The 16,545-nt window shown below is 57.5% G+C and carries 14 protein-coding genes and 1 tRNA gene; 8 read left to right on the forward strand and 7 right to left on the reverse strand.

Annotated elements, in window-relative coordinates; translation table 11 throughout:
- Window positions 1-116: 116 nt before the first annotated feature.
- From Q0Z94_RS00450 to Q0Z94_RS00465, 4 genes are all read right to left on the reverse strand, one after another.
- A tRNA-Val gene (locus tag Q0Z94_RS00450) sits at window positions 117-192 on the reverse strand.
- A 738-nt stretch (window positions 193-930) separates the two neighbouring features.
- Window positions 931-3,525, reverse strand: coding sequence for a response regulator (locus Q0Z94_RS00455; RefSeq protein WP_298065830.1), 2,595 nt, complete (start codon window positions 3,523-3,525; stop codon window positions 931-933).
- Between the two features lie 407 nt (window positions 3,526-3,932).
- Complete coding sequence (locus Q0Z94_RS00460; RefSeq protein ID WP_298065832.1) at window positions 3,933-4,292, reverse strand: Hpt domain-containing protein; 360 nt, start codon at window positions 4,290-4,292, stop codon at window positions 3,933-3,935.
- Between the two features lie 2 nt (window positions 4,293-4,294).
- Window positions 4,295-5,389, reverse strand: a complete 1,095-nt coding sequence (locus tag Q0Z94_RS00465; protein ID WP_298065833.1) for an HD domain-containing phosphohydrolase — start codon at window positions 5,387-5,389, stop codon at window positions 4,295-4,297.
- Between the two features lie 1,158 nt (window positions 5,390-6,547).
- Between Q0Z94_RS00465 and Q0Z94_RS00470 the strand changes: the two genes are divergently transcribed.
- The 5 genes from Q0Z94_RS00470 (at window position 6,548) to dnaB (ending at window position 10,215) form a co-directional block, all read left to right on the forward strand.
- Window positions 6,548-7,213 (forward strand): GGDEF domain-containing protein, encoded by a 666-nt coding sequence (locus Q0Z94_RS00470; RefSeq protein WP_298065834.1) that lies wholly within the window; start codon window positions 6,548-6,550, stop codon window positions 7,211-7,213.
- A gap of 396 nt (window positions 7,214-7,609) precedes the next feature.
- Complete coding sequence (gene rpsF / locus Q0Z94_RS00475) at window positions 7,610-7,924, forward strand: 30S ribosomal protein S6 (RefSeq protein ID WP_298065838.1); 315 nt, start codon at window positions 7,610-7,612, stop codon at window positions 7,922-7,924.
- Entirely contained in the window at window positions 7,924-8,187 is a 264-nt protein-coding gene (gene rpsR, locus Q0Z94_RS00480; protein WP_178581208.1) for a 30S ribosomal protein S18, read from the forward strand. The genes rpsF and rpsR overlap by 1 nt, the downstream gene beginning before the upstream one ends.
- Window positions 8,188-8,203: 16 nt before the next feature.
- Window positions 8,204-8,722, forward strand: a complete 519-nt coding sequence (rplI, locus tag Q0Z94_RS00485) for a 50S ribosomal protein L9 (RefSeq protein WP_298065840.1) — start codon at window positions 8,204-8,206, stop codon at window positions 8,720-8,722.
- A gap of 29 nt (window positions 8,723-8,751) precedes the next feature.
- Entirely contained in the window at window positions 8,752-10,215 is a 1,464-nt protein-coding gene (gene dnaB, locus Q0Z94_RS00490; protein WP_298065843.1) for a replicative DNA helicase, read from the forward strand.
- Between the two features lie 425 nt (window positions 10,216-10,640).
- Here the strand turns inward: dnaB and dnaK are convergent, their stop codons facing one another.
- Window positions 10,641-12,548, reverse strand: a complete 1,908-nt coding sequence (gene dnaK / locus Q0Z94_RS00495; RefSeq protein ID WP_298065846.1) for a molecular chaperone DnaK — start codon at window positions 12,546-12,548, stop codon at window positions 10,641-10,643.
- A gap of 237 nt (window positions 12,549-12,785) precedes the next feature.
- On the opposite strand from dnaK, the gene Q0Z94_RS00500 reads away from it, so the two are divergent.
- Complete coding sequence (locus tag Q0Z94_RS00500; protein WP_298065848.1) at window positions 12,786-13,367, forward strand: GNAT family N-acetyltransferase; 582 nt, start codon at window positions 12,786-12,788, stop codon at window positions 13,365-13,367.
- A gap of 16 nt (window positions 13,368-13,383) precedes the next feature.
- Here Q0Z94_RS00500 and aroD read toward each other — a convergent pair whose 3' ends face one another.
- A complete protein-coding gene (gene aroD / locus Q0Z94_RS00505) occupies window positions 13,384-14,166 on the reverse strand; it encodes a type I 3-dehydroquinate dehydratase (protein WP_298065850.1) in 783 nt (260 codons plus the stop codon).
- 153 nt (window positions 14,167-14,319) lie between these two features.
- Window positions 14,320-14,568, reverse strand: coding sequence for a hypothetical protein (locus Q0Z94_RS00510; protein WP_298065854.1), 249 nt, complete (start codon window positions 14,566-14,568; stop codon window positions 14,320-14,322).
- A 185-nt stretch (window positions 14,569-14,753) separates the two neighbouring features.
- Here Q0Z94_RS00510 and murI point away from each other — a divergent pair, with 185 nt between their 5' ends.
- Window positions 14,754-15,698: a glutamate racemase gene (gene murI / locus Q0Z94_RS00515; protein WP_366517551.1), complete on the forward strand. Its 945-nt coding sequence runs from the start codon at window positions 14,754-14,756 to the stop codon at window positions 15,696-15,698.
- Window positions 15,698-16,543, forward strand: coding sequence for a tRNA pseudouridine(38-40) synthase TruA (gene truA / locus Q0Z94_RS00520; RefSeq protein ID WP_298065857.1), 846 nt, complete (start codon window positions 15,698-15,700; stop codon window positions 16,541-16,543). The genes murI and truA overlap by 1 nt, the downstream gene beginning before the upstream one ends.
- Window positions 16,544-16,545 lie beyond the last annotated feature (2 nt).

The raw sequence follows: 16,545 nt of genomic DNA on the forward strand, positions 1-16,545 counted from the left end.
CGTTCTGACATACAAATCCCCATCTGTTTACAAAGTTCAGCCTAGCGGGGCTTTCTTACTTTGTCCACCTGATGGGGAGCATATCATTGAACAGGGCCTGCGGCGGGGGATAAAACTGGTGGGCGGTGAGGGACTTGAACCCCCGGCAGTCGGTGTGTAAGACCGATACTCTACCATCTGAGCTAACCGCCCTCTGACATTTTTCTAGGGTAAGAGTCCGCTTCTGTCAAGCTATCGCCGTGCCGTCTGCCGCAATGTATACAGCGTCTGTTTCAGCGGCGTTCGTTAACAGCAGGCTCGGCCTTTTTTGCGAACACTTGCCTTCTAACCTCTGAAAAACAGACTGCCTTTGTCGCCAATTCCGGCTGAACAGCGTCTGCCAGATCGTGCCCTACCAGCCTCTTTCGGAGCTTCCAGGCGTAGCACCGCACGCTTTTCCTCCGCAGTTCTTTGCCGGAAACTCACCCTGAACCACGTTCAGACCGGCTACCTCAAAATGTTTCAATCCACAGTCGCCCCATCCGCCAACTGACTCCGCAACCGACGGATAGGGGCCGTGCGGATTGCCCCTCCCTTCCCCGCTTCGGCGGCGTGACCATGTTTGCCGGCAGAGCCGGACAAACACGCCGCCTGCGCTATCAGCTCGCTGACGCTCGCGCCTCCGGCGGTTAAGGGAGGGAAAGGTTACGGAAAAGGATTTCAGCAGCTTCGCCGTTTTGTCAACTATTCTTTTCCCCCTGAAAGGGAGAGGTCTCAAACCACAAAGGAATTATTGATGAGTGCCGCACTCGTGCCCACCCTGTTGATTTCGCTCTCCGTGAATATTCAATGTGCAGAAACCCCACGGAGCATTCGCCCTTCTGACAAAACTGCTTACAGCAAAGAGGATCATGCTCCGGCGACTGGCAGTCCCGAACTCAGCAGCGCGGGCTAGGCGTCCATCGGCTGATATTCTTCTGCGACGTACTTGTGGATGACCTGCATGAGCAGCCTGATGTCCAGCGGCTTGGAAACGTGGGCGTTCATGCCGCTCTCCAGACATTTCTGCACATCATCGGAAAAGGCGTCCGCAGTCATGGCGATGATGGGGATATTGGCGTCCGGTCTGTCGAGAGCGCGTATCGCCCGTGCAGCCTCGTAGCCGTTCATGACCGGCATCCGCACGTCCATGAGGACGAGATCGTAGTATCCCGGCTTGGACGCGCTGAACTTTTCCACGCCGGCCTTGCCGTTTTCGGCCCAATCCAGAATGAAACCGCGCTCAGAGAGGAGCACGTTGGCGATCTCCCAGTTGAGTTCGTTGTCCTCCACCAGCAGTATATGGCTCGATGAATACTTCTTCTCTTCCTGCGGCGCCGCCTCTTCCTTCGGTTCATTCTGCAAGCCCATGAAGGGCCGCAGTCCGTAAAACAGCGTAGACTTGAACAGCGGCTTGGGGATAAAGCCGGAAACACCCGCATTCCGTGCGGCTTCTTCGATCTTTGCCCAGTCGTAGGACGAGATCAGCAGAACCGGAACCTTGGGCTTCAGCAGACTGTTGAGCTGACGGGCCGTTTCGATCCCGTCCAGTCCCGGCATCTTCCAGTCGAGCAGAATGATGTCGTAGTCACACCCCTCCTCATGGTTCCGCGTGGCCATGGAAATGGCGGTCATGCCGTCCGGCGCGCTTTCCACCGTCACGCCCAGTTCCTGCAGGGCGCGCGTCGCGGTATAGCAGAGCGTTTCATCATCATCCACCAGCAGCACATGCCTGGGCGGCAGTATCATTTTCTCATCTTCGCTGCCGTCCGCCCGCCGCGTATCCAGAATGATATGAAATTCCGTTCCCTTGTTGGGTTCACTGTGAACGGTGATGGTTCCCTTCATTTCATCCACGATGTGTTTCGTGATGGCCATGCCCAGCCCGGTGCCCTCGGTCTTGTGCACCAGGTCGTTGTTTTCACGGGCGAAAGGCTCAAAGACCTTCTTCTGAAATTCCGCCGACATGCCTATGCCCGTATCCCTGACCTCGATATGGTTGCGCACCGTATCGTCCTGACCGGGAATCGGCTCCTGATGCAGACTGATCTGTATGGAACCTCCCGGAGGCGTGAACTTGATGGCGTTGGACACCAGATTCAGCAGAACCTGATGCAGGCGGACGCTGTCGGAATAGACACTCTCTGTCAGAATGTCGTGGATATGGATGTCGAAATCCTGATTCTTTGCCGTAACCTGGGGCTGGGCTATGCCAACAACGCCGTCCATGACGTCTCTCAGGGAAACAACGTTCACGTTGAGCATGAGCTTCCCGCCCTCGATTTTGGACATGTCCAGCACGTCGTTGATGAGGCCCAGCAAATGCTGGCTGGAAAGCGAGATCTTGCGCAGACAGTCCCGAACCAGTTCGTCATCATCGGGATTGGAACTTGCGATGGCCGTAAGACCCATGATGGCGTTCATCGGCGTGCGGATATCGTGGCTCATGTTGGACAGAAAGTCGGTCTTGGCGCGGCTGGCCTTGTCTGCTTCCTTCCTCGCCTGGGTAAGATTGGCGATCTGCCTTCTGGAGAGATGCAGATAATAGAGAAGCAAAAGAAGAAGCGGCAGCGCCAGCAGGACGCCGGCCCGCACAGCCGTATACAGGCGCTCCCCCCAGAGTTTGCTGATGACGGTGTCAAGCGTACCGTAGGGCATATCGGTCACCAGATACCATTCGGTGTGAGGCAGCTGGGAATAGTGGACGCGGTGCCGCTGCCCGTCCAGGTACATGAACACATCGTAGTCGCGGCCGCGGCTGATGTTGGCCTTCAGGGAATCGGCCAGCCTTTCAGCGGTCTGTCCTTCGACGTTGCCGTTCTTCCTCACCCACTCAAAATAGTTCTGCTCGCTGACGGAGGCGGTGCCGCTGAAGAGGATATCGCCGGTCTTGGTGATGATCTGGGGTGCCGGCATATTCTCATCCGAAGACCCCACGGACAGCGCGTTGGTGAGATATTTGAACGAGATTCCGCCCAGCATGGCCGTACAGGTCTCCCCGTTGCTCATGGGGTAGCCTGCCGATGCGGGATACCCCACAGAGGTTCCCATGACGAGAATCCTGCTTCCGTTCTTTGTCACGCCGATAGTGACATTTCTCTCGCCGTTGTTGAGCGAGCGCAGAAAAGACATCTTGTCGAGGAGCTCCACATGTTCGCCCAGCAGGATTTCCTCATTCCCCTCGGTGGTCATCAGGGACTGATAGCAGAAGGTGCGCACTCTGGCGCGGGAGCGCAGCCTGTCCTTCATTTCCTCGCTGTAAGATGGAACCTCTTCCGGCGGAGTGACGTTGATAATGTTTTCAAGCTGGCGGAGCTTCTGATCGACAACGGCATAAAAACGGAGCTGCATCTGAAAGTTGACAGCGTCCATATAGATATCGCCCAGTTCCCTGGTCGCATTCTCACCCTGTCTGGTCATGACGATGGCGGTATGTATGCAGACGCCTACACAGAAAACGGCGGCAACGATGCTGGCCAGAAGAAAACGTTTGGAGTTTTTTTCCATAAGGACTTCCTGTGGGTGCAGTTCGATTTAAAGCGACTGTTCTCAGCGCTGCGCTCCTGGCTGTGGAAACCGCAAGGCAGTTTGGGAGGACAAAGCGGGCTGTCTTCGTCCCTGTCAGACGCATACACCGGATAGGTTATAGTCTAACAGAACGAAGCGGACTTTGCAAATCCTTCTCCCGCAGGTCTGCCTGTTTTACGGATCTCCCGCCGGAATGCGGCACTTGCCCTTCTGCGCAAATCCTGCCACCGGGAAGACTGCAGGCCCGTATTAACGGAAAACATCCCCCGGCGGAAGCCGGGGGTGCGTTTCCAGACATCAAAAAAGGCTGTCTTTACCGCCGGTCAACCCAAGGCACACACCGACGGCACGTCCGCAAGCACCGTCAGCGGAAAAGGCGGGAAAATTCAGACCAGGTTTTTCTGTATCGTCTCAACCGCCTGGGTATACCAGCGGGTTATATCCGGCATCATGGCCGCAGCCCCGGCCATGTCGCCGTGACGCAGCGTGGCAACCTGCCTGTCCAGCAGAGTGAAAAGTTCCGTAATGGAAAGGTTGCCGCAGACGCCCTTCAGCGTATGAGAGGCCGTGAGTGCTCCCTCTGCATCGTTGTTCGCAAAGGCTTCCACCAGCTTGGGAAAGGTGGCGTCCGCGGGGAATTTCTTCAGCAGACGCACAACGAGAGCCTCGCTCCCCATGCAGCGCTCCAGCATACCGTCAACATCGATACCGCCGCTTATAAGGGTTTCCTTGAGAGTTGCATCCATAGTTATGCCTCTTTCTGGTCATGGACATACAGTTTGGCCAGCTCGTCCTCCACAGAGAAAAAACGATCCAGCAAAAGGGGATTGAAGACTCCGCATTTGTTTCCGAGGATCATGCTGCGGGCCTCTTCCCGGGAAAACGCCCGTTTGTAACAGCGTTCGCTCACCAGAGCATCATACACGTCTGCGAGAGACACGATCTGGGCCCAGATGGTAATTTCATCGCCCTTCAGCCCATCGGGGTAACCACGCCCGTCCCAGCGCTCGTGGTGATGCAGGGCGATGTCGTAGGCATAGAGATAGGAGTCGTGTTCACGCAGCTGCGGGATCTTTTCCAAAAGCTCCGCCCCCCGCTGGGTGTGTGTCTTCATGATGGTGAACTCTTCCGGCGTGAGCTTGCCGGGTTTGTTCAAAATGGCGTCCGAAATGGCAATTTTGCCCACATCATGCATGACTGCGGCAAGGGCGATGCTTTCCTTGTCCGCTTCGGCTATGCCATCGCCCAGATCGGTGTGCCGCAGCAGAAAGCAGGTAATGTCACGGATACGCCGGACGTGTTCCCCCGATTCCCCGCTGCGAAATTCAATGGCGGTGGACAGGGATTCTATCATGCCCTCGTTCATGCGGAGAAGCTTCTGCGCCTGATGGAGCTGTTCTGCCTGCAGTGTTTCCACCTGGCCGCTCAGAATCTTTCTGGCACGGAACAATTCCACAACGGAGTTTACCCGGCGCTGTACAATATGGGGTGTTACCGGCTTGAGAATGACGTCCATCACGCCCAGATCATAGGCTTCCTTGATGATGGCATCGTTTGCTTCACCTGTAATCAGAAAAACAGGGAGCGCCTTTGTGAGGCTCTCTGTGTTCATCCGCCGAAGAACCTCTATACCGTTCATTTCCGGCATGACGACATCGAGCAGGATAGCGCTGTACTTGTCGGGGGTCTGAAGAATGCAGTCAAGCCCGACTTTCCCATTTTCCGCATGGTCGGCGGTATAGTCCTTCTTGAAAATATTTTCGAGGATCGCACGGTTCATCTCATCGTCATCTACAATGAGCAGCACTCCGCGTTCCTGATCCGACTGCAAAGACAGTGACATGTTCATTCCTAAAGGATCACAGATCCGTTATTTTCCTCTGCTGCCGCCTTGTCGTTCTCCGTGCCTTCTCCGATACAGGCTCCAACACGGTCTATGGGTGTGCCGCAGATGTATCATCTTTAAAACGCTTCAAAAGAAAAAGCAAGTACGGCGTACAGGCAGCAAAAAAACGCCAAAACTCCAGCTTCGGCAAGGCTGGGATACTGCCCGTCAGACAATGAGAACATGCCCTGGTAGCTGTCTGAATACGGAGACAAAAAAGAACGGACCAGTTCGCCGAGACCAAATCGGTGGGGGTAAAATGGGTAATCTCTTATCATCATAGTACGTATAGCCTGTTACAGCGTACGGGTGGAACAGCGCCTGTGCTGTGCGCCTGACAAAAGGATGCTTCAAGAGAGCAGGCCAAGCGCCCAAGGAATTATTCTATGTCTGACAAAAAAGAATGTAAATAAAAATGACAAGCCTTTTTCCAATCTTTCCCCTACCCTAAGGAAGCCGTACCGTGCAAAAAAACGCGCTAGTGATGCAGGAAAGAAAGCCCCACCTGCCGAACTTCCCGCTTCTTTCGCCAGGTGATGCTTCGGAGCACTTCTGAACTTTCCCTTTTCCCTATCCAGAAAATTCATGATGTTTGCAACGTTATGAAAAAGGAGCACCAATTTTCCGCCTCCCCCCTCACCCAAAGTTCGGCGGTGAAAGCGAATTTTCCGCTTTCATGATTTACCTAAAAACCAACGACCAAGTGCGAACGCTTAGCTAAAAAAATCAACTCGTATAACTCGTATGAAAAAATAACCATGCCAGCTTGTACGCCCTCAGGCGTTCCCTGACATACGGAAACGCACTTGACTTTTTATTTTACTCGTATATAAAGTCAGTTATAGATATTATAGGAGAGTTAATTGAATGTATTCTTTCCCCAAAAAATATCTTTATACCTTTTCTGAACTACGCAAAGAGGTTGAGGTTCTCCGCCAGACCTTCAATAGAGTGCGCCTCGTTCATCCAGAAACTTGCCAGAGCTATCATATTGGTGAGTACGGCATCGTTCACAACGGGCCATGCGGTGGCCTCTGGAACCGCTCAGGCGACTGTGAAACCTGCGCTCCACGGGAAGTGGTCGCCACGCGAAGCTGCAGTTCCAGACTGGAAACTGTGGGGTCGCGTACTTTTGTCGTCATTTCCAAATACATTCAGACGGAAGGCCGGCCTTTCGTCCTGGAAATGATCATGGAACTCACCTGCATGGACTGGCTCGGCGAACAGGAATACGCCCTCGATGAAATTCGGCGGCTGCAGGAAGAGAACTCCCGTCTCATGCTGGACCCTCTCACCGGATGCTACAACCGCCATTACATGGACACCCTTTTTCAGCACTATCTGCTCGAAGCCCAGAACAACGGTCTGGACCTCTGCATGGCTCTGGTGGACATGGACAACTTCAAAGCCATCAACGATAACTACGGGCACACCATCGGCGATGAAGTTCTGCAGAGCTGCGGTCACTTCTGGATGAAATACTTCGACGTGCGCCACCGCAGCTTCATCACCCGCTACGGCGGCGATGAATTTGTCATTACCTCGCTGGCAGAAAACTACGAGGAATTTTGCCAGCACATCAAGGCGCTGGACAGCTCCATGCGGAAAAACATTCTGCTCGAGGACGGGAAGACCGTTCCCTTCTCCTTTACCATAGGCTGCGCCCACATGCGCGAACTGGAAGAGCAGGGCATCCGCCCCACCTGTGAGACACTGTTCTCTCTGGCGGACAAGCGCATGTACTCCGGCAAGCAGTCCGGGGACTCCGCCACCACGGCCTGAACAAAAACTCCAAACAGGCCAACAGGCTTTAATATTCAGGGAAAAATCGTTTGTCTGAAGGAAAATATCCTTTCCTTCCCTGCGTACGTCTTTTCTCCTCTGGAACAACGTATCTTCAAACGAGAAAAACCTGATGTCCCGCAACGACTCGCTCGTGCCCCCGGGGCCGCTCTCAAATGGCCGCCCGTTTGGCTATGACCAATAAATTTCTAACGATATTTCAGCAAGTTCGAGTTAATGGCACTCTGAAAAACTTTGCCACTATTAATAAACATCTCCCTTGAGGAGAACTTGACAGCGCCGCACCTCCCGAGTAAATACAAAAATTCACCTTGTTCGCTTGGGTCCCGGCACGGTGCCGGACTCGGCGGACCACCGACCGTAAGGAGTTCTTACATGCGCAAAATGGAAACACTGCTGCTCCTTTCTCCGGAGCTGTCTGTGGAAGAGCGCGAAACCATCCTGAAGACACTGGATGACATCATTGTCCGCGAAGGCGGCAGAATGCTCACCGTGGATCAGTGGGGTATGCGCGATCTGGCGTATCCTGTCCGCAAGCAGATGCGCGGCTTTTACGTCCGTCTCGAATATGCGGCGCCTTCTCAGCTCGTGGCCGAACTGGAACGCATCATCCGCATCACTGACGGCGTGTTCAAGTTCCTGACCGTCAAGCTGTCTGACACCGTCGAAGCCGCTGAGGAGGTCGCGTAATGGCTTTCCGCAAGAAGTTTGCTCCCCGCCGCAAGTTCTGCCGCTTCTGTGCCGATACTGAGCTTGCTCTGGATTACAAGCGTCCCGACATTCTCCGCGATTTCATTACGGAACGCGGCAAGATCGTGGCCCGCCGGATCACCGGCACCTGCGCCAAGCATCAGCGCGCCCTGACCACCGAGATCAAGCGCGCCCGCCAAATGGCACTGCTGTTCTACACTTCCGCTCATTCCAGCGAAGTGAAGAAGAAGACCAACATCTAAGGCACAGGAGAGCGATATGAAAGTTATTCTTCGTGCTGATGTGGAAAAGCTCGGTCATCTTGGCGACATCGTGAACGTCAAGCCCGGCTATGGCCGCAACTACCTGCTTCCTCAGCGTCTGGCCAGCCTGGCTACGCCTGCCAACATCCGTGTGTTCGAACACGAACGCAAGAAGCTTCAGGCGCGTATGGACATCCTGCGCGCTCAGGCTGCCGAAGTCGCCGCCAAACTGGAAGGTCTGGTTGTGACCATTCCCATGCGCGTGGGCGAAAACGACAAGCTGTACGGATCCGTAACGCCTGCCATGATTGGCGCCGCCCTTGCCGAACTCGGCGTGGAAGTGGATCGCCATCGCCTGCTCCTTGACGGCTCCATCCGTACCCTCGGCGAGCATGAAGTGCGCGCACGCCTCCATGCCGATGTGGTACCTTCCTTTACCGTCAAGATCGTGTCCGAAGAAAAGCACATTGAAGAAGCTCCCGCGGAAGTCCCTGCTGAAGAGGCCGAAGCCGAAGCTCCTGCAGAACAGGCCTGACGCGCTTCCCCGCGAAGACCGGGCCTAGCATGGACAGCACAGAATCCCTAAGCAGTGAAGCCGCCGCTCCCAGGAGCGGCGGCTCTCCGCGTTTTCCCAGGCAGGGGGAAAACGTCTCTGACAAAGCCCGGGACGATCTGCTCCGGCGCGTCCCCCCTCACAGCGAAGAAGCGGAACAGGCCGTTCTGAGCGGTGTCTTTCTGCGTCCGGATCTGCTGCACGAGATTATTGACGAGGTCTCGGACGCTGATTTCTATATGCCCGCCCACCGCATCATCTTCGGGGCGTTCATGGCACTGTACGCCCAGGGAACGCCCGTGGACGAAGTGACGGTCTTCGACTGGCTGGCAAGTCATTCCCAGCTTGAAGCCGCCGGAGGCGCCGTCTACCTGGGAGAACTTTCCCACGCCGTGGTCAGCGGCGCCAACGCCGCACACTGGGCCAAAATCGTGCGCGCCAAGTCCATGCAGCGTTCCCTTATCACTGCGTGCGCCCAGATTATCAGCAACTGCTTTGACGCCTCGCGCGATGTGCCCACGCTTCTGGACGAATCCGAACGCTCCATCTTCTCCATCTCCGAACGCGCCAACAGCAAAACTTTCAGCAGCAGCAGCGAACTGGTACGAACCGTCTTCGATGCGCTTACGACACGCTACAACAACAAGAGCGTAACCACGGGTGTTCCGTCCGGTTACATCCAGCTCGACAAAATGACCGCGGGCCTTCAGCCCACCGACCTCATCATCATTGCCGCCCGCCCCTCCATGGGCAAGACGGCCTTCGCCCTGAATGTGGCCATGCGCGCAGCCATGAGCGGAGGAGCGACCGTAGCGATCTTTTCTCTGGAAATGAGCAAGGAATCGCTCATGGATCGTATGCTCTGCGCCTGGGGCAGAGTGGAACTGAGCCGCGTACGGCGCGGCTATCTTGAGGACAGCGACTGGGAAAAACTGTCTTCCGCGGCAGACGCTCTGTCCCGCGCAAAAATCTTCATCGACGATACCGCGGGACTTTCTCCGCTGACCTTGCGCGCGCGCTGCCGCCGTCTGAAGGCGGAACATGGGCTGGACATGGTCATGGTGGATTATCTCCAGCTCATGCACTCCTCACGCAACGATTCACGCGAACTGGAAATCTCCGACATTTCCCGCAATCTGAAGGCCCTTGCCAAGGAACTCAACGTGCCTGTGGTCGCACTGTCCCAGCTCAACCGCAAGGTAGAGGAACGTACTGACAAGCGGCCTGTACTTTCCGACCTGCGCGAATCTGGCGCCATCGAACAGGATGCCGACCTCATCATGTTCATCCATCGCGAAGACGCCTATAACAAGAAAAACGACCGGGCCAAGACGGGCATTGCCGAAATCATCATCGGCAAGCACCGCAACGGTCCCACGGGGACTATCGAACTGGCCTACCGGCCTGAATTCACGGCCTTCGACGATCTGGAACGCACCTATATCGAACCTTCGGAAGTACAGCCCCAGTCCTGACGCAGCAGGATTCTCTCCTCTTCTCCGTTGATCGGCGTTCTATTTCCAGTAACGGCTTCTGAACCAGCCACAAGAGCTTCCCGCCTCCGGCGCCATGATTGCTTGTTCTTCCGGGGAACACCGCGGCGTATCATGTAAGAATTCCGTGTGCAAAATCATGCTATCGGGGTCAACGCGCCTTCCGCAATCGGGTTATCGCTTTTTGCTTCCTGTTATCGTGGGAAACTTTCCCCGCTCCGGTCACGGTATTTTTCTCACAGCCGTTCTGTTCACCTTGACGGCGTCTGAATCTCATGCCCTTTTGCCAAGTGTGCTCAGGGCAGCATTCAACGCATGCTGTCGCATACAGAAAAGGCTCCGTTCTCCTTGAGGAGGACGGAGCCTTACCTTTTCGGTCAATGCACCGCTCTTTCAGCAATGCACCGTTACTTTGTTACTTCGGTGAAGTCGGCGTCCATAACATCGTCTTCCTTCCTGCCGCCCGGCTGTCCCTGCTGACCGGCGGCTCCGGCCTGTGGTCCCTGCTGCGCCTGGGCGTTCTGGTAGAGCTGTTCCGCCAGCTTGTGGGAAGCCTGAGAGAGTTCGTCGGATGCCCTCTTGATGGCTTCGGTGTCCGTGCCTTCCATGGCCTTCTTCAGAGCCTCGGTTTTGGCCTCCACCGTGGCTTTGGTGGCGGGATCCACCTTGTCACCGAGATCCTTCAGGGACTTTTCCGTGGCATAGATGAGCGCGTCGGCCTGATTGCGGGCTTCGATGGTCTCCTGCTTCTTCTTGTCTTCGGAAGCATGAGCTTCGGCCTCGCGCACCAGCTTGTTGATTTCGTCCTCGCTCAGACCAGAGGAGGACTTGATCTGGATGGATTGTTCCTTGCCCGTACCCAGATCCTTGGCGGAGACCTTCACGATGCCGTTGGCGTCGATGTCGAAGGTTACTTCGATCTGCGGAACTCCGCGCGGAGCGGCGGGAATGCCCGTAAGCTGGAAGTTGCCGAGGGTCATGTTGTCCGCGGCCATGGGGCGTTCGCCCTGAAGGACGTGGATGTCCACGGCGGGCTGGTTATCCGCGGCTGTAGAGAAGGTCTGGCTCTTGCGGGTCGGGATCGTGGTATTGCGCTCAATGAGCTTGGTGAACACGCCGCCCATCGTTTCGATGCCCAGGGAGAGCGGTGTCACGTCGAGCAGCAGAACGTCCTTGACATCGCCGGTAAGGATGGCCCCCTGAATGCCCGCGCCCATGGCCACGACTTCGTCCGGGTTCATGGAGCGGTTCGGCTCCTTGCCAAAGAACTCGCCAACTTTCTTCTGCACCAAAGGCATACGGGTCATGCCGCCCACGAGGATCACCTCGTCGATGTCAGAGGGAGACAGCCCGGCGTCCGCAAGCGCTTTCTTGCAGGGTTCGATGGACTTTTCCACCAGATCCATGACCATCTGTTCCAGCTTGGCGCGGGTGAGAGGCATCATGAGATGCTTGGGTCCGGAGGCGTCAGCCGTGATGAAGGGCAGGTTGATCTGCGTTTCGAGAGAGCTGGACAGCTCCTTCTTGGCGTTTTCCGCGGCTTCCTTCAGGCGCTGAAGAGCCATGCGATCCTGAGACAGGTCGATACCGTACTGCCCCTTGAACTCGTCCACCATGTAACGGATGACGCGCTGGTCAAAGTCCTCGCCGCCCAGGAAGGTGTCGCCGTTCGTGGCGCGCACCTCGACAACGTTGTCGCCCACTTCAAGGATGGAAATATCGAAGGTGCCGCCGCCGAGGTCGTACACGGCGATTTTTTCATTGGTCTTGCGGTCAAAGCCATAAGCCAGAGACGCGGCCGTGGGTTCGTTGATGATACGCTTGACTTCCAGACCGGCGATCTTGCCGGCGTCCTTGGTGGCCTGCCGCTGAGCATCATTGAAATAGGCGGGCACGGTGATGACGGCTTCGGTCACAGGTTCGCCGAGATAGGCTTCGGCGTCCTTCTTGAGCTGCCCCAGAATCACGGCCGAAATTTCCTGCGGGCTGTAGTCGTGCCCGTCCACGCGCACCGCGGCGTCGCCGTTGGCGGAAGCCACAATGCTGTACGGGGCGTGCTGGAGCCAGTGCTGAACTTCAGGCGAATCGGCGCGGCGTCCCATGAGGCGCTTCACAGCGAAAATCGTGCGATCGGGGTTGGTGACGGCCTGACGCTTGGCGGTTTCGCCCACCAGACGTTCCTTGTCGGTAAACGCCACGATGGACGGCGTGGTGCGCCCGCCGTTGGGATTGCTGATGCACTTGGGTTCCTTGCCCTCCATAATGTATACGCAGCTGTTGGTAGTACCAAGGTCGATACCGATAATCTTGCCCATACTATATTTCCTCCTCGATCTGACAAATTAGGGGAAGTGAGCCTTTGTCTTTGTCCGGCCTTCCTTCCATGCAATAGGTAATCCTGTTTTTCAAAGCGTCTAGGGGAAGGGAAAAAATTTTTTGAAAAAATCTCGGCTTTCGGATGGAAAATACTGCTTCGGCGGCAAAGCGTACCCTGGCTCTGCAGGTTTCACGACTTTTTGACACGAACGCCCTTTTTTCCTATGCCTACGGACATGAACGCTTCTTCCGCCCTCTGCACGACTCTGAGCTTCCAGCGCATCGGATCCGGCTTCCAGGAGCTGGACAAGGTGGAAACTCTTACCCTAGAAGCCTTTCCGCCGGAAGAGCGCGTGCCCGCCAAAGATTTTCTGGCTCTTGCGAAAAAGGGCCTGCTCGACTTCTGGGCGCTGCGCCTTGGCGATGCCTTTGCCGGCTACCTGTGTGCCATGGCCCGCGATGGCATGGCCTACCTGTCCTATCTTGCGCTCATCTCCCCCCTGCGGGGGCGCGGTCTGGGCAGCGCCGCACTTCAGGCCCTGCGGCGGCAGTACTCCGGCTGCGTCCAGATCGTGGATCTGGAACCTCTGGACGAATCAGCCGCAAACAGCGCACAGCGGTTACGGCGGAGAAACTTCTATCTGAAAAACGGCTACCGCCCCACCGGCTGGTTCCTCAGCTACTCGGCAGGTACGTTTGAGCTGCTCTGCGCCTGCGGGAGCTTCGACAGGCTTCGCTTTCAGGCGCTCCTCACCCTTCTTCAGCACGAAGTCCCGGAATTTCACCCCATCCTTTCCCAAAGGGACGGACAGGTCTGAACAGTAACGCTAAACGTCAGCGGGAAGCGCGTTCCAGTATGCCGAGCACGGTGTCCAGCTCGCGCACGTCAAGCTGCCCGGGCGCACTGGCTGCGGCCGCGGCGCCGAATGTGGCAGCGCTGCCGAAAATCTGGCCGGCCACGCGGCTGACGACGCCCAGAGGCCCCATGCTCATGGTGATAAGCGGGCGCTTTGCGTTGTCGGCCATGCGCCGCGTCGCTTCCAGAAGCGTCAGCACATCAAGGGGACGGCGGGGCATGACGGCTATTTTGAGGATATCTGCGCAAAGCTCGTCCTGCATGACGGTCAGACGCCGCACGATCTCCTCACTGGACGGCGTGGCGTGAAAATCGTGATTGCTCGCCACCACGGGCACACCGTGGCCATGCGCACGGGCAATGATATCCTTTGACGACCCGCTGCGGAAAAACGCCTCCACATCCAGAAGTTCGATCTTGCCGCTCCTTGCAAGAACATCGCAGAGTTCCGCGTAGCCGCCGTCGCTGATGGGCCGTGCCCCGCCCTCGTCCGCCGTGCGGAAGGTGGCGAGTATGGGCAGACGGCAGACACTGCGCAGTGCGGCCAGCGTGTCCAGAATTCTGTCCATCTGCGGCGTCCCGGCTTCGTCCACGGCCTTGTCCAGCATATCCACACGCCATTCGGCCATGTCCACGGGCAGGGCCTGCAGTGCCGAAGCCCCGCGCACCAGACTTTCCCTGTCAGACGCTGTGAGCGGCGCGATGACACAGGGGCGGCCCCTTCCTATTTCCAGCATTCCAACCCGTACTGTCTCCACCATCAGCTCCCTTGCTCTCGTGCAGGCCGCCTGTTCTAAACATTCCGGCGCAGTCCGGCAGCCGCCTCCCCAGGGACAAGAGTCCGCATTCTACAGGAGACGCTCCCGTAAAAGCGCCAGATAAGCACCTTCCGAGGCAAAAAATTACGCAGAGGACTAAGCCCAGCTGTCGTCCGCTTCATCCAGCACGGTGTACGAACGCACGTGGAGCTGACTGCCTCCGTCCTTCTCAACGATACTGCACAGCAGCTCGACAGGCGCACCCACCTTTTCGGCGAGGTCGCTCCCTGCGCCGCGGGGAGAGATGGGCCATTCCCGGCCTTCGTTGTCCAACAGAGCTACGCGGCAGACGCTGCCGTCCATGGGAGAAAGAGATCCTCGAAGCGTGACCGAAGCGGAACTCATGCGAAAAACCTCGATACAGCTGATTCTACTGCCGTCTGAAGACGGGCTGAAGGTTGACCCAGAACATGAGAGAGACCTTGTACTGTGTTTGTTCCAGTTCAAAACTCTTGTCAAGAGCCGCCCCGTGTGTCTGCTTCCAAAGACTCTGCCATTGACCGAAAGCGTGCCGCGGGGTAGGAACATGCATGGACGCGGCGCAAAAAGGCGCGCCCTCCAGCCATTCGTACCTCTGCGAGGCCGCCATGCTCACCACCCAGGGCATTTCTTCCCAGCTTTCGGCGCAGCGCGAGCTGCCCATCGGACTTTTCGACTCCGGTGTGGGCGGGCTTACCGTACTGCGCGCCATGCGGGAACAGCTCCCCAACGAATCCTTTCTCTTCCTGGGCGACACCGCCCGCGTCCCCTACGGCAGCAAGAGCACCGAGACCGTGCAGCGCTACACGCTGGAAGCCACCGCAAAACTGGTGGAACGCGGCATCAAGCTGCTGGTCATCGCCTGCAACACGGCCACAGCCGCGGCCCTGCCCCTGCTCCGCAATGCCTATCCTGAAATCGACGTGGTGGGCGTGGTGGAACCGGGGGCCGAAGCCGCCTGCCGTACGACCCGCAACCGACACATCGCCGTCATCGCCACCAGCGGAACCATTCGCAGCCGCGCCTACGAAAAGGCCATTCTGCGGCGTCTGCCCGACGCACGGCTGGAAGCCCTCCCCTGTCCCCTCTTCGTGCCCATGGCGGAAGAAGGGCTGGTGGAAGGCCCTCTGGCCGAAGGCATAGCCGCCCGCTACCTCGATGAACTCTTCCGCATTCCGCGGGAACAGGGCCGGGAAACGCCCGACACGCTCGTGCTGGCCTGCACCCATTTTCCCCTGCTCAGAGACGCCATAGCCCATGTCGCAGGCGAAGGCGTGATGCTTGTGGACTCCGCAGGCAATACCGCGAGAGAGGTGCGGGATCTGCTCCAGAAAAAACATCTGGCCCGCGGTTCCGGCCCTTCGGCGGGCATTGCGCTCTGTCCGGGTTCGGCCCGCTTTCTGACCACGGACGATGTGCCCCGCTTCACCCGTCTGGGCGAACAATTCCTGGGCATACCCATCGCCCCGTGCACCGTGGAACTGGTGGGCCTCTGATGCCGCGTCTCAAGCTCACACTCGCCTATGTCAGCACGCGCTATCACGGCTGGCAGATTCAGGCGTGGAAGGACAGGGAAGACCCGCCCACGGTTCAGGCATTCGTGGAAAAGGCCGTTTCCCATGTGGCGGGACGCTCCACCCACGTTCAGGGCGCGGGCCGCACCGATGCCGGTGTCCACGCCGATGCTCAGGTGGCCCACTGCGATATTCCCGAAGACCGCGCCCATGTGCGCTGGCAGCTCGCCCTGAACACCCTTCTGCCTCATGACATCCGCGTTCTGGACGCCCGCATCGTGCCGGACAGCTTCGACGCCTGCTTCAGCGTGAAGCGCAAAGCCTACACCTATTCCCTGTGGCTCGATTCCCTGTACACCCCGCCCAGGCTCTATCCCTTTGTCTGGGCCTGCGGCCCCTTCGACCTGGACCTTTTTGATGCCGCCGTTCCGCACCTCGTGGGTACGCACGACTTCGCCAGTCTGCAAAACGCGGGCACGCCGCATAAAAGTACCGTGCGCACACTCTACGCGATTACCCGTTCCCCGGCACGTACGCCTGAAGCGGCGCTGCCTCCCGGCTGCCGGCAGATTGACGTGCGCTTCGAAGCCAATGGCTTTCTGAAACAGATGGTCCGCAACCTCGTGGGTCTCATGGTGGCCTGCGGCCGGGGACGCTTTGATCCTGAACGTATCCCCGAACTTCTGGCCTCCGGCGACAGGCGTCTGGCTCCCTTCACCGCCCCGCCGCAGGGCCTGACCATGAGCAGAATCTGGTATGAGAACGAATCGCCGGGTGTCAGCCTTCCAGTCCCTGAGACTTCGCAAGACCCGACGGATAAGGACTGACC

The sequence above is a fragment of the uncultured Mailhella sp. genome (assembly GCF_947631555.1).
GTDB lineage: Bacteria > Desulfobacterota > Desulfovibrionia > Desulfovibrionales > Desulfovibrionaceae > Mailhella.